Below are 20105 nucleotides of genomic sequence, written 5' to 3'. Positions count from 1 at the left end.
GGGGTGTGCGTACCCGAGGCCGTCTCGGGAACGCCCGGCCGGCGCGCGGAGACGTCGGGCGTGCGCGGGGCCGCGCCGGGCGGGTCGTCCGCCGTCGGGGTCGTGAAGGTCCCCGTGCCTGTCCCCGTGCCCCACGGTTCCGCGCCCCTCGGCGTTCCCGGTGTGTCGGTCATCGGGTGGCCTCCGTGGTGGCCCAGGCCGGGGCGTGGGGCTTGGACCAGTGGGCGGGGACGTGGGACTCGGCGGGCGCGGCGAAGGGGAGGGGCGCGCCGGCCGCGTCGAGGACGTCCCGGCGGACCGGGCAGTGCGAGACGATCTCCAGGTAGATGCCGTGGAACGCGGCGATGTTCTGCTCCACGGTGAACAGTTCGAGCGCCCGGGCGCGCGCGGCGGCGCCGAGCCGCGCGCGGCGCTCGGGGTCGCGCAGCAGCGCCACGCAGGCATCGGCGAGCGCCCGCGGATTGCGCGGGGGTACGACGAGTCCCGTACCGCCGATCACCTCCACCACCGCGCCGACGTCCGTCGACACGGTGGCCCGGCCGCAGAACATGGCCTCGATGAGCCCGGTCGGGAAGCCCTCCACCACGCTGGACAGCACGACGATCGCGCCGGCCGCGTACGCGTCGGGCAGCGTGGGGGCCTCGGGGCCGCCGATCTCCTCGAAGGAGACGGGGTTGGAGCCCACGGCGTGGGCGCCGTCCGCCTCGTCCGGGAAGAGCTGGGCCGCCAGCGCCCGGCACTGGCCCAGATAGGCCGCGCCGTCGGGGCCGTTCGGCGCGCCGACGACGCGCAGCCGGGCCCGCGGCTCCTCCTTGCGGACCTCGGCGAAGGCGTGCAGCAGCGCGACCAGGTCCTTGTCGGGTTCGACGCGCCCGACCCAGAGCAGGGTGTCCGGGGCCGCGCGGTCCGGGGACTCGCCGACCTCGGCGAAGCGGGCCGCCTCCATGCCGGGGTACACCGTGCGGATCCTGGCCCGGTCGGCGCCGCACCGCTGCTGCCAGCGGCGGGCGTGCGCGTTGCCGGGGGTGAGGAGTTCGGCGCGGCGGTAGACCTCCGTGGCCAGCCGGCCGTGGAAGGCGGCGAGCAGGGCGCGTACGGCGGGGGCGGCGGCGTCGGGGCCGAGGGTCAGGTAGTGGGAGCGCAGCCGGACGTCGTACTCGGTGACCAGCAGGGGCACTCCGGAGAAGTGCCGGGCGAGCAGCCCGGGGAGGGCGGCCGGCCCGCCGGAGGTGGCGTGGCAGAGGTCGGCGGCGCCGAGGGCGTCGTCGCCGTACCAGTCGAGGGAGAGGGGGCGCAGGGCGCGTTCGAGGTGTGCGGTGACGGTGAGCAGATCGGCCACGCGGGCCCCGCGCGCCGTGCGCGGCGCACCGGAGGCGCGGCAGGCGCGCTCCAGGGTGCGCACGGCGATGTCGGAGCGCAGGGCGGCGCCGAGTCCGCCGTGTTCGCGGGCGAGGCCCGCCAGGCCGTACAGCGCGTTGGCGAAACGGTCCGCCACCGCGTCACCCACGGAGGTGTCCGGCGTGGCGCACAGCGCGCCGGCCAGCTCGCCGTAGTGCTCGGCGAAGCGCCCGCGTGCGCGCCGTCCGTACGCGACCGCCCGGCCGTCGTCCTGCGCCGTCCACAGCGGTGCCGTACGGACCCGGGTCACCTGGGGCGGCAGGGGGAGCAGTCCCCGTTCCTCCTGGCGCCGGCTGCGGCTGAGCGCGTAGAGGTCGAACTCGTGCCGGTCCAGCCCACGCACCAGCCGGTCGCACCAGAGGCCGGCGTCACCGTCCACATACGGATAACCACCCTCCGTAAGCAGTGCTGCGCGCACGTGTGCACCCCCGATCTTCCTTCCGGTCGGCCACCGTCGGCCCGGCGGCTCGCAGCGGGACGAACGTAAGCGGACAAGCGGGTGGCGCGACGGACGGTTGTCCATCGCGCCACCAAAAGGGGTGAACGGTCGTAACTTTCCCGTGCGGAGGGCGTTTCGTCGCGCTAGGCGCTCACGCGGGCACGGGACGCCATGTCCGCTCCGGTGCGCGCCGTCACGCCGCCGCGGGTTCGCCGCGCGCGGCGCGGCGCCGGGCCGCCAGCTCCGGGTCGAGGGCGGGCACCGCGGCCAGCAGCCGCCGGGTGTACTCCTCGCGCGGGCTGTCGTACACCTCGTCGGCCGGGCCGTACTCCACCACCCGGCCCCCGTGCATCACCGCGAGCCGGTCGCTGACCTGGCGGACGACGGCGAGGTCGTGCGCGATGAAGACCAGCGCGAGACCGAGTTCCCGCTGCAACTCGCCGAGCAGCTCGACCACTTGGGCCTGGGTGGTGACGTCGAGCGCGGAGACGGGCTCGTCGCAGACGAGGACGCGCGGGTCGGCGGCGAGCGCGCGGGCGATGCCGATGCGCTGGCGCTGACCGCCGCTGAACTCGTGCGGGTAGCGGTCGTGGTGCGCCCCTTCGAGGCCCACGCGCTCCAGCAGTTCCGTCACCCGCCCGCGGATCCGCTCCTCGTCCTTCTCGCCCCGCGCGCGCAGCGGATCGGCGATGGACTCGCCCACGCTGCGGCGGGGGTTGAGGGAGGAGACCGGGTCCTGGAAGACCATCTGGACGGCCGGGTTCACGCCGGTGTGCGCGGCGCCCGCGTACCGGATCGTGCCCGCGGTCGGGGCCAGCAGCCCGACCAGCATCCGGCCGAGGGTGGTCTTGCCGCTGCCGCTCTCGCCGACGACGCCGACGGTCTCGCCGCGCCGCACGGTGAGCGAGACGTCGTCCACGGCGGCGAACGCCCGCTTGCCGCGCCCGAATTCGCGCCGCAGCCCGGTGGCCTCCAGCACGATCTCGTCGGTTGCGGGCGAACCGGTGCGGCGCGTGTCCACGCGCGGCACGGCGTCGAGGAGTTCGCGGGTGTAGGCCGCGCGGGGCGCCGCCAGGACCGTGCCGACCGGGCCGTGCTCGACGGCCCTGCCGTGCCGCATGACCAGCACCTCCTCAACGCTCTCCGCGGCCACGCCCACGTCGTGGGTGACCAGCAGCAGGCCCATGCCGGTCTCCGTGCGCAGGGTGTGCAGCAGGTCGAGGATCTGGGCCTGGACGGTGACGTCGAGCGCGGTGGTCGGCTCGTCGGCGATCAGCAGATCGGGGGCGCAGGCGAGCGCCATGGCGATCAGGGCGCGCTGGCGCATGCCGCCGCTGAACTCGTGCGGGCGGGACCGGGCCCGCCGGGCGGCGTCCGGGATCCCGACCCGGTCCAGGACCTCCACGGCACGCGCGCGGGCGGCGCGGCGCGAGGCCCGGGTGTGCACCCGGTACACCTCGGCGATCTGGTCGCCGATGGCGTAGTAGGGGTCGAGGGAGGACAGCGGGTCCTGGAAGACCATGGCGGCCCTGGCACCGCGCAACCGCCGCAGTTCCCGCTCCGTGGCCGCCTGGACGTCGGTGCCGGCGACCCGCACGGAGCCGCCGGTCCGGGCGCCGGTGCCGTGGTGCAGGCCCAGCAGGGCGCCCGCGACGGTGGACTTGCCGGAGCCGGACTCGCCGACCAGGGCCAGCGCGCCGCCCTCGGCGAGGCTGAAGGACAGTCCGTCCACGGCCCGCAGGGTGCCGAACTCCACGGTCAGGTCCGTGACTTCCACCAGGCTCATGCGAGCACCACCCGTCGGTCGGCCACCGCGTACAGCACGTCCGCGACGGCGTTGGCGAGCACCACGAAGAACGAGATGACGAGGACCATGCCGACGACCACCGGCAGGTCGACCACCGCGACCGCGTGGACGAGTTCCTGGCCGATGCCGGGCAGGCCGAACAGGGTCTCGGCGAGAACGGCGCCGCCGATGGCGGAGCCGACGTTGTTGGCGTTGAGGGCGATGACCGGGGCGAACGCGCCGCGCAGCGCGTGCCGTACGACGATGGCCCGCTCCCCCACGCCGTACGCCCGGAAGGTGCGCACATGGTCCTCGGCGAGGGTCTCCAGCATGGCGCTGCGGGTCAGCCGGGCGAAGGTCGCCGCCTCGATCAGGGCCAGCGACAGCCAGGGCAGCAGCAGGTTCCAGGCCCACTGTTCGGGGTCGTCGGTGAAGTTCACGTACTGCGGGAAGGGCAGCAGCTGGAGTTCGCCGCAGACGACGATCATCAGCACCAGGCCGATGACGAACACCGGGGTGGCCGTGCCCGCGAGGGTGACCGCGGTCAGCGCCCGCTCGGAGATCCGGCCCCGCCGCCAGGCGGACAGCACCCCGGTGCCGACGCCGAGCAGGAGCCAGAGCACCATCGCGCCGACGACCAGCGAGAGGCTGACGGGCAGCTTGCCCAGGATGATGTCCAGGACCTGCCGGCCGGTCTGGTACGACTCCCCGAGGCAGGGCGCCGCGCAGTGCTCCACGGAGGTGCCGGTGGAGAAGTCCTGGCCGACGAACAGGCCCTGGAGGAAGTGCCAGTAGCGCACGGAGAGGGGGTCGTCCAGCCGCAGCCGCTCGGCGACCTGGTGCACCTGTTCCGGCGAGCAGCGCGGGCCGCAGGTGATCTGGGCGACGTTGCCGGGGGTGGCGTAGAAGACGACGTAGACGATCACCGAGACGGCGAGCAGGGTGATCACCGTGCCCACGGCCCGGCGCAGCAGGAATCCGCCGAAGCCGCTCATGCGCTCGCCTCCTTCTTCTTCGTGACGTCCGCGCTCCCGGCCGTCTGCCCGACGTCCGCGCGCGCGTTCGCCGCCGGGTCCTTGCGCCCGGTGCCGACGCGCAGCCGGGAGGCGGCGCGCGGATCGAGGGCGGTGCGCACGCCGTCGCCGAGCACGGTGAGGGAGAGGACGGTGACGAACAGGGCGCCGGCCGGCAGCAGCAGGTACTGGGGCGCGGCCTGGTACCAGACGTCGGCGGCGGTGAGCATCTGTCCCCAGGAGGGCGTGGGCGGCTTCACGCCGACGCCGAGGAAGGACAGCGCGGACTCGACCGAGATGTTCATGGGCACCAGGAGCGCCGCGTAGGTGATGACGGGCGCGGCGAGCCCGGGCAGCAGTTCGCGGCGGGCGATCTGCCAGGTCCGCCAGCCGCTGAGGCGGGCGGCCGAGACGTAGTCGAGCCCCTTCGTGGACAGGGTCTGGGCGCGCACGATCTTCGCGATGCTGCCCCAGGCGACCAGGCCGATGACGAGGGTGACCAGGACGGGCCGCGGGAAGCTCGCCGGCACGATCGCCAGCAGCGCCAACGACATGATCATCAAGGGCATGGCGACGATGACGTCGGTGATCCGGCTCAACAGTTGATCGACCCATTGACTGCCGAGCGCGGCGGCCACGCCGACGACGACCCCGACGACGACCTGGATGACCGTGGCGGCCAGGGCCACGCCGAGCGAGACCCGGGCGCCGTAGACCAGGCGCGCGAACAGGTCGCGGCCGGTCTGGGGCTCGACCCCCAGCCAGTGGTCGGCGCCGATGCCGCCGAAGGAGCCGACGGGCACGCCGCCGCGCGCGGAGTCGATCAGGGACGGGTGGTAGGTGGTGGGGTCCTGGCCCTCGACCGCGGTGAGCAGCGGCGCGGCGAGCGCGATCAGGACGAGCAGCGCGACGACCGCCGCGGCGACGAGGGCGGCGCGCTGCGCCCGCAGCCGCCAGAACAGACGGGCCCCCGAGGCCGCCGGGACGGTGCTGCCCGTCCCGGCGGCCTCGACGGTGACAAGTGCCTCGCTCACGGCGTCACTTCACCGCGACCTGGGAGATGTCCAGCACGCCGGTCCAGTCGCTGATGACGACGTTCCGGACGTCCTTGCCGACCAGGCGCTTGTAGACCGGGTGGAACAGCGGCACCACGAGGGCCCGCCCACCGATCTTCTTGTCCAGCGCGCCCCAGCGCTTGGCGGCCGCGTCGAGGTCGGTCAACTTGTTGATCGCGTCAATCTCGTTGTTGACCGACTTGTCGTCGAGCCGGCTCGCGTTGAAGTTGGCGCCGTCCTTGACGATCTGCCGGCCGTCGAAGATCGGGGCGAGGAACGGGCCTCCGGAGGGCCAGTCGGCACCCCAGCCGGCCAGGAAGAAGCCGGGCTCGGTCTTCACGCTGTGCACGGTGTCCCGGTAGTCGTTGTCCTCCAGGCCCTGGAGCCTGACCGTGATGCCGGCCTTCTTGAGCGCGTCCTGGAGGGCGGTGGCGATCTCCGGGCTGGTCGCGAAGTCCTTGGCGTTGGAGTGGGTCAGCGTGACGGTGAGCCCGTTCTTGTAGCCGGCCTGCGCCAGCAGTTCCCTGGCCTTGGCCGGGTTGCCCGACGGGCCGGCCGGGAACGGGTCGTAGGGCGTGTAGCCGAAGGACTTCTGGTTCGGCAGGAAGGTGGTGGCGGGCTCGGCGAGCGCGCTGCCGCCGGCCGCGTTGACCACCGAGGAGCGGTCGACGGCGTAGGCGATGGCCTCGCGCACCTTGGGGTTGTCGAACGGCTTCACGGTCGGGTTGAACGCGATGTAGTTCGTGTAGCCGAAGTGGCCGGTGCCCACGCGCGCGGCGAGGTCCTTGTCGCCGGTGACCTTGGCGAGTTCGGCCGGGCCGAGGTTGGTGTCCGTGGTGACGGCGGCGGCGTCCGCGCCCTGGGACGCGGACAGCCGCTGGTCGATCACCGAGGAGTCGAGCCCGGAGCGGACGTCGATGGTGTCCGGGTAGGCCTTGCGCTGGTCGTCGGTGGCCTCGGACCAGTGCGGGTTGCGCTTGAGCAGCACGTGCTCGCCGTCGTTCTCGTTCTTGACGACCTCGTAGGGGCCGGACGAGACCGGGTGCTCCTCGTACTTGGTGCCCGTGTCCTTGCTCCTGGGCACCGGCGCGAACTGCGTCTGGGTGGCCAGGAACGGGAACTCGCCCTCGGGCTTGTTCAGGTGGAAGACGATGGTCCGGTCGTCGGGCGTCTCGATCGCCGACAGGCCCTTCTTGTCCTTGTACGGCCCCTGGTAGTCGGCCGCGCCGGTCAGCCAGTCCCGCAGGTAGGGCGCGCCGCCGGAGAGTTCGGGGGCGAAGGAGCGCTCGATGCCGTACTTGATGTCGGCCGAGGTGATCGGGGTGCCGTCCTCGTACGTGAGGCCCTTCTTCAGGGTGTACGTCCACACGGTCGCGTTCTTGCTGGGCCGCCCGGTGTCGGTGGCCAGGTCCGGCACGACCTTGGCGCCGGCCGCGCCGTCGGCGCGGTTGCGGGTGGTGAGGGTGCGGAAGACCAGCGAGGGGACGTTTCCGCCGCCCGAGGTGTACAGGCGCGCGGGGTCGAAGTCGGTCTGCGGCTGGGAGTTCAGGACCGTGAGCGTGCCGCCCTTGTGAGGCGTGGAGTCGCCACCGGAACCCTTGGCATCGTTGTCCTTCGGACCGCAGGCGGCGGCGCCCGCTGCCACGACCAGGCTGACGGATGCCGCTGCCACGCGGCGCGCTATGACGGACGGTTGACGCATCGGAATGACGACCTCTCGGGGCTGTGCCGAGGACCTCGAAGGGCGAGATCTCTCGGATGGTGAGACATACGGACGAGGAGTGAGACGTCCTTGGACAGACGTCGCCCCGGCGCCGGGTCGTCGGAAGGTCCGTGACCGGGGTCACGGACGGCAGAGCGGAGAAAGGTCGCGACGCGTACGCCAGGGGGGCGGCGTCAGCGACAGTCGATGTCGGCCACGCAGAGTGCGGTCACACCGATCAGCGCCAGCTCGATGGCGGCGCTGTCGGAGACGGCATGGCGGGACCACATGCGCAGAAATATGAACGAACTCGCAGCTCATGTCAATGTGACATAAGCGCGTGATGTCAACTCCTGGGATAGGGCCAGGCGTTGGGCAGGCAGTGGATTCCGTCGTGGTCGAGGAACTTGGTCTGCTGCTGCATGACCGGCGCGAGTTCGCCGTTCTTCTCGCAGGTGACGTGGTTGTGGCCGAGCCGGTGGCCGACCTCGTGATTGATCAGCATTTGCCGGTACATATGGATCTTGTCGCCATATGTCTTGCTTCCCTGGGCCCACCGGTACGCGTTGATCATCACGCGCTGGGTGGCGGCCGAGTCGCAGGAGACGTTGTCCTCGGTGGTGTCCAGGCCGGACTTGGCGCACCAGGTGGCCGTGGTGCCGGGGCTGGCCAGGGTGATCACGAAGTCGGGCTTGCCGGAGGAGATCCGCTCGAAGGTGCGGGCGCCGCCGTGCGCCCAACTCCGGTCGTCGTTCAGCGTCTTCTGGACGGCCTGCGCGAACAGCGCGCCGTCCAGGCCCATCCCCTGCTCGATGTCGACCCGGTAGCGGTACTTCTGACCCGCGCCGGGCGCCTTGTCGAACCCGGGGACGGTGTCGAACTTCCCGGCCCCCTTCAGGGTGGCGCTCAGCGGGTACGTCCGGTCCATCTTCTGCTCGTACGTCAGCGGCGTGGCGTTCGCCGGCGCGGAGGGACGGCCGCTCGCGTCGCCCTGCTCGGGCGCGGACCGGCCCGGCGCGGCGGCGTCGTCCCGCCCCTCGGTCACCTGCCCGGCGACGACCACCGCGAGCACGGTGGTGACCGCGGCGGCGGCGATACCGGTGAAGGCGCGCCCCTTGCCGCCGCGCTGGGCGGGCGCCGCCTTCTCCTTCTGCTCCTCGACCGCGCCCGGGGCGGCCGTCTCGCGGTGCCCGGCCGGCTCCTCCTGCGTGCGCGTGCCCCCGGGCCCGCCGCGGCCCCGGTCGCCGCCGCCGTCGCCGTCGCCGTCGAAGGCGTCCAGGTAGTCCTGCCGAGGGCCGCGCCCGGCCGGCCCGCCCGGGCCCGCCTGCCGCTGCCGGGGCAGCACCACACCGTGCGCACCGGTGCCGGTCCGCCCTGCGAAATCGCCCCAGCCGCCCCCGGGTTCACGCTGCTCGGGGTGGCCACCACGGGCCGCCCCGGCATCGGGGACGCCGGGCACGCCATGGGCCGGGGCGCCATCGGGCAGCCGCGGCACACCACGGGCCGCAGCCCCCTCCGGCGAGCGCGGGACACCACGGGCCGGAGTGCCCTCCGGCAGCCGCGGCACCCCGTGGGCGGGCGTCGGATCGGGCCCTCTCCCCGGGCCCGCCGGGCCCTGCGCTCCCCGCACACCGGCCCGGGCACCGGCGCCCGTTCCCGGCGCCGCGCGCTCCGCGCCCCGTTCGCTCCTGGCCGCTATGTCCGGACCGCTGTCCTCGGCGCCCGGCTGGGCCGGTCCTCGGCGGCTGTGGCGTCCCACGGTGTGCTTCAGCTCCCCGCTTCCGTACCGTCGGCGGCCCCGCGGCCGCCCGTGTCCGTACTCTGGCCCCCGTCGTCGTCAACGACGTCGCCCCGCCCGGCGTTTCCCTCGTCCGCCCCCTGCTGTGCCAGGAGTTCCCGGAACGCCCGCGCCACCACGTCCGGATACTCCATCATCGCCACGTGCCCGGCGTCCGGCAGGGTCAGCAGCCGTGAGTCGCGGAAGGCGCGGGCGGCCTTGGCGGACATGCGGTAGCCGACGAGCTGGTCCCGGCCGCCGTAGACGAGCAGCGTCGGCGCGAGCACGCGCTCGGCCTGCCGCCACAGCCCGTGCTGACCGCCGAGCGTGTACGCGTTGACGATGCCGCGCGCCGAGCGGGCCATCGCGTCCCAGAAGTACGGCAGCCGCAGCCGCCGCTCCAGCTCCTCGACGGCGTACCGGAAGGCCTCCGGCGTCACCCGGCCCGGATCGCCGTAGCAGAGCCCCATGACCCCGCGCACCCGCTGCTCGGCCGTCCACTCCTTGGTGAACCGGGTGAACAGGGCCGCGATGCCGGGTATGCCGAGCAGTCCGGTCGGCACCGCGGTGCGCTGGATGCGCAGCTCCGGCAGGGCGGGCGAGATCAGCGTGAGGGTGCGCACCAGATCGGGGCGCACGGCGGCCACGCGGGTGGCGACGGCGCCGCCGAGCGAGTTGCCGAAGAGGTGGACGGGGCCCTGGCCGGCCGCGTCCAGATAGCGGATCACCGCGCGCGCGTGCCCGGTGACCGAGTAGTCGCCGTCGTCCGGGGGCGGCGAGTCGCCGAAGCCCGGCAGGTCGACGGCCTCGCTGTGCACGACGCCGTCCAGGTGGGCCATCAGCTCCGACCAGTTCTGCGAGGAACCGCCGAGCCCGTGCACGTACAGGGCGCGCGGCAGTCCCTCACGCGCCGGTGGGCGGCAACGCACCGACAGGGTGACCCCCGGCAGACCCACCGACCGCAGCCGCTCCCCCTCGCCGACCCGGACGGGCGCCACCCTGGGGAGCACACTGGCGGCCGGTACGGAAGGCGACTCGGTCGAAGACATGCGGCAATGTTACGAGGTGATCACACCGGGGTTCGTGTGTTCGCCGTCACAGCATCCGCCACCGTCCCGGGGACACCCGGTGAGCGAACGGGCGCGTACGGCATGGCGTCCGCAACGGCCGCATCCTAGGCTCGTACAGAGGGCACCCGCATGTGGCCCCTGCTGGTTCCAGGGACGTTCGTAGGAAGGGAGCCCGACCATGGCGCACGACCCCACCGAGCCCGACACGATCGAGGAGCTGGACGACGAGACGGCCCCCGAGCTGGGTGTGGAGGACCCGGACGTGGACGCCGTCGAGCAGCAGGCCGACATCCTGCCGGAGCGCGACGACACGTTGACCGAAGTGGACAAGGACCGGGCGAACGAGGCCGATCTGCTCGAACAGGCACGCGTGGTCTCGCTGGACGAGGACGACTACCGCTGATCCCGGAGGACGCCCGCGGCTTTCGCCGCCGTCCGGTACGTGAAATTCTGCGTTCGCACCGCGCACGCCACGGTTACCGAAAAGTACGATGGCCGCGCGGTCGACACCGCATGTGGACGACTTTGGGAGGCGGCGTGACAGCCATCGAGCAGACTGAGGCAGCACGCCCGCGCGGCACCCGGCTGCCGCGCCGAGCCCGGCGGAACCAGTTGCTGGGCGCGGCCCAGGAGGTCTTCGTCGCACAGGGCTACCACGCGGCGGCGATGGACGACATCGCCGAGCGGGCCGGCGTCAGCAAGCCGGTGCTCTACCAGCACTTCCCCGGCAAGCTCGACCTCTACCTCGCCCTGCTGGACCAGCACTGCGAGGCGCTGATCCAGTCCGTGCGCAGCGCGCTGGCGTCGACGACCGACAACAAGCAGCGCGTCCGGGCGACCATGGACGCCTACTTCGCCTATGTGGAGGACGACGGCGGCGCCTTCCGGCTGGTCTTCGAGTCGGACCTGACCAACGAGCCGGCGGTGCGCGAGCGCGTCGACAAGGTGACGAACGAGTGCGCCGAGGCGATCTGCGACGTCATCGCCGAGGACACCGGCCTCTCGCGCGCGGAGTCCATGCTGCTCGCCTCCGGCCTCGGCGGGCTCGCCCAGGTGGTGGCCCGCTCCTGGCTGCACAGCGACCGCAGCGTGCCGCGCGACCACGCGGTGCAGCTGCTGGCCTCGCTCGCGTGGCGGGGCATCGCCGGTTTCCCGCTGCACGGCAACGAGCAGCACTGAGGTCATTCCCGCGCGGTGTTCGCTGATGGCGTTCCGGCCGGAAGCGTGGACGTCCCCTCACCGGGCTAATGTGTGCAGGTACGGCGCGGAAGATCGCGCACATCACTGACCGTCGGAGGGACATAGCCGTGGAGGTCAAGATCGGCGTGCAGCACGCGCCCCGCGAGATCGTTCTGGAGAGCGGTCAGAGCGTCGAGGAGGTCGAGCGCCTGGTGTCCGACGCGCTGGCCGGGAAGACGCAGCTGCTGACCCTTGAGGACGAGAAGGGCCGCAAGGTCATGGTGCCGACGGACAAGCTGGCGTACGTGGAGCTCGGCGCGCCGACCGTGCGCAAGGTGGGCTTCGGCGCGCTGTAGGGCGAGGCCATGCACAGGGGCCCGGCGGCACTCGGCCGCCGGGCCCTCGCGCTGTCCCGGCCACGCACAGGGGGGACACAACTCCTCCACAGCGGAGGATTGCGCTCCGCAGGTCACGGGTAAGACGGGCTACGACCGATCAAGCAGACCGGCCGTGGGAGGGACCCCTCGTCATGATCCTGGAAACGCTCGGCGCCGCCGTGCTCGGTCTCCTGCTCGCCTGGGCCGCGGCGGGCCTCCTGGCCCACCGTCTCCCGGCCCGCCCCCTGATTTACTCGACCGCGGTCGCGGGCGCCCTGCTGGGCGACTTCGTCACGCGCAGCGCGCTCGACCCCGGCCCGACCCTCGTCCCCCTTCTGGGTGCCCTGGTCATCTCGGCGGCGTCGCTGTCCCTGCTGCTGCGCCCGTCACGGGTCCGCCGCTCGGCGACGGCGTAGCGGCTCTTGGCCGGGGAGCGCGGGGACGCGGCGGCAAGCCGTCCGGCGTCCGCTGGTCGCGCACTCCCCGAAAACCGCCCCTCACGGGGCGTGCGTCCCTCAGGCCGCGAGGCCGAGCGCGGCCATCCGCTTGGTGTGCGCCTCGGTGATCCGGGTGAACATCCGGCCCACCTCCGCCAGGTCGAAACCGTCGGCCACCCCGCCCACGAGCATCGTGGACAGCGCGTCCCGGTCCGCCACGACCCGCTGGGACTGCGACAGCGCCTCCCCCATCAGCCGCCGCGCCCACAGCGCGAGGCGCCCGCCGACCCGCGGATCGGCGTCGATGGCGGCGCGCACCTTCTCCACCGCGAACTCGGCGTGCCCGGTGTCGTCCAGCACCGCGAGCACCAGCTCACGCGTGTCGGAGTCGAGCCGCGCGGCGACCTCCCGGTAGAAGTCGCTCGCGATGGAGTCGCCGACGTACGCCTTGACCAGGCCCTCCAGCCAGTCCGACGGCGCGGTCTGCCGGTGGAAGCCGTCGAGCGCGGCGACGAACGGGTCCATCGCCGCCGTCGGCTCCTCTCCGATCTCGGTCAGCCGGTCGCGCAGCCGCTCGAAGTGGTGGAACTCGGCCGAGGCCATCTTCGCCAGCTCGGCCTTGTCCGCGAGGGTCGGCGCCAGCTTGGCGTCCTCCGCGAGCCGCTCGAACGCCGCGAGCTCGCCGTACGCGAGCGCGCCGAGCAGGTCCACGACGGCGGCGCGGTAGTGCGGCTCGGCGGCGGCCTGCGCCCAGTCCTGGGCGGCGACACCGGTCGGCACGGGGGCGGCGGACGCGTTCTCAGCCTTGTCAGAGCTAGTCATGAGGCGCACAATAGCCCGCTCGGCGCCCCCCTCAAGCCCCTGGCCGACCACTGTGACGACGACTACGTGACCGAATCGGCCATCGCGTGTGCGCCAATCCGGGGTATGGTGGTATTGCGCATGCTGAGTGCGTCGACGGTGTTCGACGTGCCCTGACAGGGCGCACGCATGAGGATGCCCGGTCGGTGGCCCGATCGGCTCCGACCCGACAGCCCTCCGTGGCCGTACGGCTCAGTACGTACGACGACCGGAGGGACACCCTCAGCGGTACGAGCGCTAGAGCGTCGGCAGAGGTCCCGTGTCATACGGCTTGCCTTGACTGGTTCGCCCGTACGGCAGCCGACGTCCCCGGCACGGTCAGCCACGACCCCCGCGCTCGCCTCGCACCGCGCCACACAGAAGAGGCAGCACCCTGACTACGACGTTTCGAGACCTTGGGATTCTCCCCGAGACCGCCGAGGCCCTGGAGGCCGTCGGCATCATCAACCCCTTCCCCATCCAGGAGATGACGCTCCCCGTCGCCCTTTCCGGCACGGACGTCATCGGCCAGGCCAAGACCGGCACCGGCAAGACGCTGGGCTTCGGCCTCCCGCTCCTCGAGCGCGTGACCGTCCCCGCCGACGTGGAGGCCGGACGCGCCGCCCCCGAAGCCCTCACCGACGCGCCGCAGGCGCTCGTCGTCGTCCCCACCCGCGAACTGTGCACGCAGGTCACCAACGACCTCCAGACGGCCGGCAAGGTCCGTAACGTGCGCGTGGTGGCCATCTACGGCGGCCGGGCCTACGAGCCCCAGGTAGAGGCCCTGAAGAAGGGCGTCGACGTGGTCGTCGGCACCCCGGGCCGGCTCCTCGACCTCGCGGGCCAGAAGAAGCTGGACCTGAAGCACGTCAGGTGCCTCGTCCTCGACGAGGCCGACGAGATGCTCGACCTGGGCTTCCTGCCCGACGTCGAGAAGATCATCGACATGCTGCCGGCCAAGCGCCAGACCATGCTGTTCTCGGCGACCATGCCGGGCGCGGTCATCGGCCTCGCGCGCCGCTACATGTCCCGGCCCACGCACATCCGCGCCACCGCGCCGGACGACGAGGGCGCGACGGTCGCGAACATCAAGCAGTTCGTCTACCGCGCGCACAACATGGACAAGCCGGAGATGGTCGCCCGCATCCTCCAGGCCGAGGGCCGCGGACTGGCGATGATCTTCTGCCGGACCAAGCGCACGGCCGCGGACATCGCCGAGCAGTTGCAGCGCCGCGGGTTCGCCTCCGGCGCGGTCCACGGCGACCTCGGCCAGGGCGCCCGCGAGCAGGCGCTGCGCGCCTTCCGCAACGGCAAGGTCGACGTGCTGGTCTGCACCGACGTGGCCGCGCGCGGCATCGACGTCGAGGGCGTCACGCACGTCATCAACTACCAGTCCCCCGAGGACGAGAAGACGTACCTCCACCGCATCGGCCGCACCGGCCGCGCGGGCGCCAAGGGTACGGCGATCACGTTCGTGGACTGGGACGACATCCCGCGCTGGCAGCTGATCAACAAGGCGCTGGAGCTGGACTTCAACGACCCGGTGGAGACGTACTCGTCGTCCCCGCACCTGTTCTCCGACCTCGGCATCCCCGAGGGCACCAAGGGCATCCTGCCGCGCTCGGAGCGGACCCGTGCCGGTCTGGACGCGGAGGAGCTGGAGGACCTGGGCGAGACCGGCGGACGGGGCGCGCGCGGCCGTGGCCGCGGCGGCCGTCACGACCGCTCGGACGCCCCGGCCCCCGAGCGCGAGCGTCCGGCCCGTACCCCGCGCCGTCGCCGCCGCACCCGTGGCGGTGCCCCGGTGGACCCGTCCGCCGCGGCCCCGGCCACCGAGTCCCCGGCGTCCGTGGAGGAGCCGGCGGCCCCGCGCACCCCGCGCCGTCGCCGCCGCACCCGTGGCGGCGCCCAGGCCCCGGTCGCGGTGACGGCCGAGGCGACGCAGGCGACCACCGAGACGCCGGAGGCGGCCCCCGTCGTGGAGTCGCCCGTGGCGGCCCCCGCCGTGGAGGCCCCCGAGGCGGAGAAGCCGCGCCGCCGCCGTACCCGCAAGACCGCGGAGCGCCCGGAGACGGCCGCGGCCGAGGCGCCGGCCCCGGAGGCCGTGGCCGCCGAGACCGTCGCCGTCGAGGCCCCGGCCGCGGAGACGCAGCCGGAGCCGGAGACCAAGCCGCGCCGCCGCACCCGCAAGACGGCGGAGGCAGTGGTGGACACGGCCGAGGCCGAGGTCAAGCCCCGCCGCACCCGCAAGACCGCGGCCGCCAAGGCGGAGACCGAGGCGGAGGCCCCCGAGGCCGAGGCCAAGCCGCGCCGCACCCGCAAGACGGCCGCCGCCAAGGCCGACGCGGAGGCCCCCGAGGCCGAGGTCAAGCCCCGCCGCACCCGCAAGACGGCCGCCGCCAAGGCGGAGACCGAGGCGGAGGCCCCCGAGGCCGAGGCCAAGCCCCGCCGCACTCGCAAGACGGCCGCCGCCAAGGCGGAGACCGAGGCGGAGGCCCCCGAGGCCGAGGCCAAGCCGCGCCGCACCCGCAAGACCGCGGCCGCCAAGGCGGAGACCGACGCGGAGGCCCCCGAGGCCGAAGTCAAGCCCCGCCGCACCCGCAAGGCGACCGCCACCGAGGCGGACGCGCCGGAGGCCGAGGCCAAGCCGCGCCGCACCCGCAAGACGGCTGCCGCCAAGCCGGAGACCGACGCGGAGGCCAAGCCCCGCCGCACCCGCAAGACCGCGGCGAGCGCCGAGGCCACCGAGGCCGAGGTCGCGGAGGCCAAGCCGCGTCGGACCCGCAAGACCGCGGTCGCGGCCGTAGACGGGGCCGACGGTGCCGAGCCGGCCGCTCCGAAGGCACGGCGGACCCGTAAGGCCACGGCCACGGCGGAGATCCCGGCGCAGGCCAGCGACGAGCCGGAGACCAAGCCGCGCCGGACGCGGAAGACCGCGGCCCCCGCGGCCACGGCCGAGGAGGCCGCCCCGGCGGCCAAGCCGCGCCGCACCCGCAAGGCGACGGCGGCCGCGGAGGCCCCGGAGGCCTGATCCACGCGGTAGCCCGATGACGGCCCGGTCCACTTCTGTGGGCCGGGCCGTCGCCGTTCCCGGACGCCCCCCACCGCACGGCCGGGCACCCGGCGCTCCCGATAGCCTCTGTTCATGAGCACGCCCGACACCTTCGTCCCGCCCCCCGGCGCCCAGGCGTACCGGCTGCGCACCGCGCGGGGGGAGTTCGCCGTGGTGGACGCCCCCGTGGCGGCGGGGGTGGAGCCGAGGGGTGTCGTGCTGTTGGTGCCGGGGTTCACCGGCAGCAAGGAGGACTTCAACCCGCTGCACGTGCCGCTCGGCGAGCGCGGCTACCGGACCGTCGCCGTGGACGGGCGGGGGCAGTTCGAGTCGGACGGCCCGCAGCACGACGAATCCGCTTATGCGCAAGGCGAGTTGGCGCGGGACGTGCTGGCGCAGGCCGAGGCGCTCGGTGGGCCGGTGCATCTGCTGGGACACTCGTTCGGCGGTCACATCTCCCGTGCGGCCGTGCTGCTGGACCACACCCCGTTCCGGTCGCTGACGCTGATGGCGTCGGGCCCGGCGCGGATCTCCCCGTCCCAGCAGGAGCGGGTGAAGCTGCTGCGGGACGCGCTCGCCGTGCTGACGATGGCCGAGGTGTGGGAGGCGATGCGGGCGATGGAGACGCCCGAGGAGGCGAAGACGCCCGCGCCGCAGGACGCCCCGGCCGTCGAGGAGGACATGCGGCGCCGCTGGCTGAGCACGAAGCCCGCCCAGCTCCTCGCCGCAGGACGCCAGTTGTGCGCGGAGCCGGACCGGGTCGCGGAACTGGCCGCCCTGCCGCTGCCGTTCCATGTGCTGTCGGGCGTCCGGGACGACACCTGGCCCGTGCCCCTGCTGGACGACATGGCGATACGTCTGGGGGCGCGGCGGACGGTCGTCGACGGCACCGGGCACTCCCCCAACACCGAGCGCCCCCGCGAAACGGCGCGCGTGCTCGCCGACTTCTGGGACGCGGCGGCTGCGAGGGGCCCGGCGCGGGCGACGGGCGCGAGCCGCTAGTACTGCGCCTGGAGGTGGTCCCAGAAACCGTCCCGCAGCGCGCGGCGCAGATCCGCCTGGCCGCGCAGGGAGTACTGGAGCAGGCCCTCGGCCTCGACCAGGAGGTCCTGGTCCACGGAGCCGGGCAGGTACGGGTGGCCGGGCAGCAGCTCGACCAGGGCGTCGCGGCCCCGGGAGGCCAGCCATTTGGCGGCGATCTGGGCGCCGACGAAGCGGACGTCCTCGCGGGTGGGCCGGGTCCCGGCGCCGCCCTCGTAGGCGGCGGCCGTGCGTCTGGAGACGTAGGGCTTGAAGAACTCCAGGTCGAGGGTGCGCTGGCTGTCGACCTCCCACAGCAGCGGCTCGGCCTGGTTGCGGCCCTCGGGCGCCTCGATGCCCCACAGGTGGACGCGGGCGCCGTAGCCCTGGGCCGCCTCGACCGCGGAGACCAGGTCCTCGTCGCCGCCGAGCAGGGCCGCGTCGCTGATGGCGCGGTGCCGGGCGAGTGACTCCAGGTCCGTGCGGATCAGTGAATCGACGCCCTTCTGCTGGTTGTTGGCGTTGAGGTTGCCGAGGCGGACCTTGACGTCGGGGAGTTCGGCGATGATCTGCTGCTCGGCGGTGTGGATGCGGCGCCGGGCGCCGTCGTACCAGTAGACGCGCAGCAGCCGGCTGTCCGCGAAGACGGTGCGGGCGCGGTCGATCAGCGCGTCGATGAGGCCCTCGGCGTCGACGTCGAAGGCCCGGCGGTCCTCGGTCCCGGCGACCAGCCGGCCCGCCGCCGCGTACAGATACCCCGCGTCCACGAAGATCGCGTGTGTCGAGGGCGTCTTCGCCACCTCGGCGAGCATGCGTTCGAGAAGCTCGTTCGTACGGTCGATACGCGCGGCGAGAGGCGCCAGGTCGTCGTTCATCACCTCCATTCTCCTCGTCGTCACAGTGTGAACACAACCGGTCCCGATCTGTCCTGAACGATACTTATCAGTCAGTAATTAGATGCGCGAAAAATTTCCTTAGCGTAGGGAATGTTTGCCACGAGCAGCACGTTGTCTCATACGACACCGGATACACATCCGGTGCCATCGAGTAGTTCTCCGCAGGAGGATGACCAGACGAAGGGAGAAGCCTGTGCGCTTCGAAATCATGCGACTCGACGAGGTCGACGGCACCACCGTGGACAGCACCGTCGTGGACGCCGCCTCCGTCAATCGGATCGTTCAGCAGGCCGCCGCAGTGGGGCAGCGCCTGTGGATCCGCCCGGCCGAGACCCCGGCCTCGTAACGGGGTTCCCGCTCACGCCTTCCGGGGGAACCGAGCCGCGGACGACGGCCCGGTCCCCCCGGATCACCTGAGCGTCAGCTCCCCCGGATCACCTGGGTGATCCCGTTGATGATCTGCTGCACCGCGATCGCGGAGAGCATCATGCCCGCGAGCCGCGTCACCAGGACCACACCGCCGTCCTTGATGACCCGGATGATCAGCAGCGAGTAGCGCATCACCAGCCACAGCACCACGTGGATCGCGAGGATCGCGATCCACACCGATATCTGGGTGTCCACGCTGTGGGCCTTCTGCACGGCCAGGATGACCGAGACGATCGCGCCCGGCCCCGCCAGCAGCGGCATGCCCAGCGGCACGAGGGCCACGTTGACGTCCTTGGTGGCCTTCGGCTCGTCGTTCTTGCCGGTGAGCAGGTCGAGCGCGATCAGCAGGAGCAGCAGACCGCCCGCGATCATCAGGGCGGGCACGGAGACGTGCAGATAGTTCAGGATCTGGTGGCCCAGGACGCCGAAGACGGCGATGACCCCGAACGCCACGCAGACGGCCTGGAACGCCATCCGCTTCTGCGTCTTCGCCGGCCGGCCCGCGGTCAGGGCGAGGAAGATCGGGGTGATCCCAGGGGGATCCATGATGACAAAAAGGGTCAGGAACAGAGAGCCGAAGACGGCGATGTCGAACATGGGGGAAGTACTGGCCTTGCCGAAAGAAGAAGAACTGAGGGTGTGAGTGCGCGTGAGCCGGCCAAGAGCGGGCGGCCTCAGGCTCCGCCGGCCCCCGGGACCGGGAACGCGCCGGTCGCCCGGCGGGTGATCTCCCCGTACACCTCGGGGTCGGTCGTGTACGCGCCGAGCGTCACGGTCTTGCGCGTGCCGTGGTAGTCCGAGGAGCCCGTGACCAGCAGGCCGAGGTCCTTCGCGAGGCCCCGCAGGCGCTCTCGGGTCTCGGCGTCGTGGTCCATGTGGTCGACCTCGATGCCGTCCAGACCGGCCGCCGCCAGCTCGGCGATGGCGGACTCGGGGACCGTGCGGCCGCGCTTGGCGGCGGCCGGGTGCGCGAACACGCAGACGCCGCCCGCGGCCTTGACCAGCCGGATCGCCTCGAAGGGGTCCGTCTCGTGCTTCTCCACGCAGGCCCGGCCGCCGTCGGCGAGCCACTCCTCGGTGAACGCGTCGCTCACCGTCTCCACCACGCCCAGCTCGACCAGCGCGGAGGCGACGTGCGGGCGCCCCACGGAACCGCCGGCGGCGATCCGCTCGACCTGCTCCCAGGTGACCGGCACACCCAGCGCGTTCAGCTTGGCGACCATGCCCTTGGCCCGCGGCACCCGGTCGTCCCGGACCAGCTCGCGCTCGGCGAGCAGGGCGGTCTCCTCGGGGTCGAAGAGGTAGGCCAGCATGTGCATCGAGACACCGTCGAGGCGGCAGGACAGCTCGGCGCCGGGGACCAGGGTCAGCCCGGCGGGCAGCGCGGCGATCGCCTCGGCGTGGCCGCGGGTGGTGTCGTGGTCGGTCAGCGCGACGACGTCCAGTCCGGCCGCGGCGGCCTTGCGCACCAGCTCGGCGGGGGTGTCCGTACCGTCGGACGCGGTGGAGTGACAGTGCAGGTCGATGCGCACGGTGACTCCAGACGGGACCAGGACGGAAGTGGACACCTCAGGATAACCGCCCCGCGCACCCCCTTTTGTCACAGCCGCCGTCCAGGTGCGCCCCCTACACGCC

At 73.0% G+C, this 20105-nt stretch carries 19 protein-coding genes; 7 read left to right on the top strand and 12 right to left on the bottom strand.

The features are described from left to right. Positions 1-169: 169 nt before the first annotated feature. The 8 genes from FRZ03_RS14670 to FRZ03_RS14640 form a co-directional block, all read right to left on the bottom strand. Positions 170-1777: a glycosyltransferase gene (locus FRZ03_RS14670; protein ID WP_398660343.1), complete on the bottom strand. Its 1608-nt coding sequence runs from the start codon at positions 1775-1777 to the stop codon at positions 170-172. Positions 1778-2030: 253 nt separating this feature from the next. Continuing rightward, complete coding sequence (locus FRZ03_RS14665) at positions 2031-3623, bottom strand: dipeptide ABC transporter ATP-binding protein (protein ID WP_146465593.1); 1593 nt, start codon at positions 3621-3623, stop codon at positions 2031-2033. Then, complete coding sequence (locus FRZ03_RS14660; protein WP_146465592.1) at positions 3620-4618, bottom strand: ABC transporter permease; 999 nt, start codon at positions 4616-4618, stop codon at positions 3620-3622. The genes FRZ03_RS14665 and FRZ03_RS14660 overlap by 4 nt, the downstream gene beginning before the upstream one ends. Continuing rightward, a complete protein-coding gene (locus FRZ03_RS14655; protein WP_146465591.1) occupies positions 4615-5670 on the bottom strand; it encodes an ABC transporter permease in 1056 nt (351 codons plus the stop codon). Before FRZ03_RS14655 ends, FRZ03_RS14660 begins: the two co-directional genes overlap by 4 nt. 4 nt (positions 5671-5674) lie before the next feature. Further along, entirely contained in the window at positions 5675-7393 is a 1719-nt protein-coding gene (locus FRZ03_RS14650; protein WP_146465590.1) for an ABC transporter substrate-binding protein, read from the bottom strand. A 194-nt stretch (positions 7394-7587) separates the two neighbouring features. Next, positions 7588-7683 carry an Ms4533A family Cys-rich leader peptide gene (locus FRZ03_RS40980; protein ID WP_315902645.1) on the bottom strand — a complete coding sequence of 32 codons (96 nt, stop codon included), beginning with the start codon at positions 7681-7683 and terminating at the stop codon, positions 7588-7590. Between the two features lie 56 nt (positions 7684-7739). Beyond that, positions 7740-9152 (bottom strand): DUF3152 domain-containing protein, encoded by a 1413-nt coding sequence (locus FRZ03_RS14645; protein ID WP_146465589.1) that lies wholly within the window; start codon positions 9150-9152, stop codon positions 7740-7742. Between the two features lie 8 nt (positions 9153-9160). Further along, on the bottom strand, positions 9161-10219 hold the full coding sequence (locus FRZ03_RS14640; protein WP_146465588.1) for an alpha/beta fold hydrolase: 1059 nt from the start codon (positions 10217-10219) through the stop codon (positions 9161-9163). A 199-nt stretch (positions 10220-10418) separates the two neighbouring features. On the opposite strand from FRZ03_RS14640, the gene FRZ03_RS14635 reads away from it, so the two are divergent. The 4 genes from FRZ03_RS14635 to FRZ03_RS14620 all read left to right on the top strand — a co-directional run bounded on the left by FRZ03_RS14635 (position 10419) and on the right by FRZ03_RS14620 (position 12212). Continuing rightward, entirely contained in the window at positions 10419-10643 is a 225-nt protein-coding gene (locus FRZ03_RS14635) for a hypothetical protein (RefSeq protein ID WP_146465587.1), read from the top strand. A gap of 134 nt (positions 10644-10777) precedes the next feature. Continuing rightward, complete coding sequence (locus FRZ03_RS14630) at positions 10778-11419, top strand: TetR/AcrR family transcriptional regulator (protein WP_146465586.1); 642 nt, start codon at positions 10778-10780, stop codon at positions 11417-11419. Positions 11420-11547: 128 nt separating this feature from the next. Next, on the top strand, positions 11548-11775 hold the full coding sequence (locus FRZ03_RS14625; protein ID WP_085566426.1) for a DUF3107 domain-containing protein: 228 nt from the start codon (positions 11548-11550) through the stop codon (positions 11773-11775). Positions 11776-11948: 173 nt separating this feature from the next. Next, complete coding sequence (locus FRZ03_RS14620; protein ID WP_146465585.1) at positions 11949-12212, top strand: hypothetical protein; 264 nt, start codon at positions 11949-11951, stop codon at positions 12210-12212. 99 nt (positions 12213-12311) lie between these two features. Here FRZ03_RS14620 and FRZ03_RS14615 read toward each other — a convergent pair whose 3' ends face one another. Then, the gene (locus tag FRZ03_RS14615) at positions 12312-13055 is read right to left on the bottom strand and encodes a ferritin-like fold-containing protein (RefSeq protein WP_186785426.1); all 744 of its coding nucleotides are present in this window, start codon (positions 13053-13055) and stop codon (positions 12312-12314) included. A gap of 505 nt (positions 13056-13560) precedes the next feature. On the opposite strand from FRZ03_RS14615, the gene FRZ03_RS14605 reads away from it, so the two are divergent. Together FRZ03_RS14605 and FRZ03_RS14600 are read left to right on the top strand one after the other, a co-directional pair. Beyond that, positions 13561-16104, top strand: coding sequence for a DEAD/DEAH box helicase (locus FRZ03_RS14605; protein ID WP_146465582.1), 2544 nt, complete (start codon positions 13561-13563; stop codon positions 16102-16104). 114 nt (positions 16105-16218) lie between these two features. After that, positions 16219-17127, top strand: a complete 909-nt coding sequence (locus FRZ03_RS14600; RefSeq protein WP_146465581.1) for an alpha/beta fold hydrolase — start codon at positions 16219-16221, stop codon at positions 17125-17127. Here the strand turns inward: FRZ03_RS14600 and FRZ03_RS14595 are convergent. Continuing rightward, positions 17124-18029, bottom strand: a complete 906-nt coding sequence (locus tag FRZ03_RS14595) for an NYN domain-containing protein (RefSeq protein WP_146465607.1) — start codon at positions 18027-18029, stop codon at positions 17124-17126. The genes FRZ03_RS14600 and FRZ03_RS14595 overlap by 4 nt on opposite strands. Before the next feature lie 205 nt (positions 18030-18234). Between FRZ03_RS14595 and FRZ03_RS39105 the strand changes: the two genes are divergently transcribed. Then, on the top strand, positions 18235-18387 hold the full coding sequence (locus FRZ03_RS39105; protein WP_086805833.1) for a hypothetical protein: 153 nt from the start codon (positions 18235-18237) through the stop codon (positions 18385-18387). 74 nt (positions 18388-18461) lie between these two features. Here the strand turns inward: FRZ03_RS39105 and FRZ03_RS14590 are convergent, their stop codons facing one another. Continuing rightward, positions 18462-19067 carry a MarC family protein gene (locus tag FRZ03_RS14590; protein WP_146465580.1) on the bottom strand — a complete coding sequence of 202 codons (606 nt, stop codon included), beginning with the start codon at positions 19065-19067 and terminating at the stop codon, positions 18462-18464. A 77-nt stretch (positions 19068-19144) separates the two neighbouring features. Continuing rightward, positions 19145-20002, bottom strand: a complete 858-nt coding sequence (locus tag FRZ03_RS14585; RefSeq protein WP_146465606.1) for a PHP domain-containing protein — start codon at positions 20000-20002, stop codon at positions 19145-19147. Positions 20003-20105: the final 103 nt, after the last annotated feature.

This window comes from Streptomyces misionensis, assembly GCF_007896895.1.
Lineage (GTDB): Bacteria > Actinomycetota > Actinomycetes > Streptomycetales > Streptomycetaceae > Streptomyces > Streptomyces misionensis_A.
This window is presented reverse-complemented; position numbering and strand designations above follow the sequence as displayed.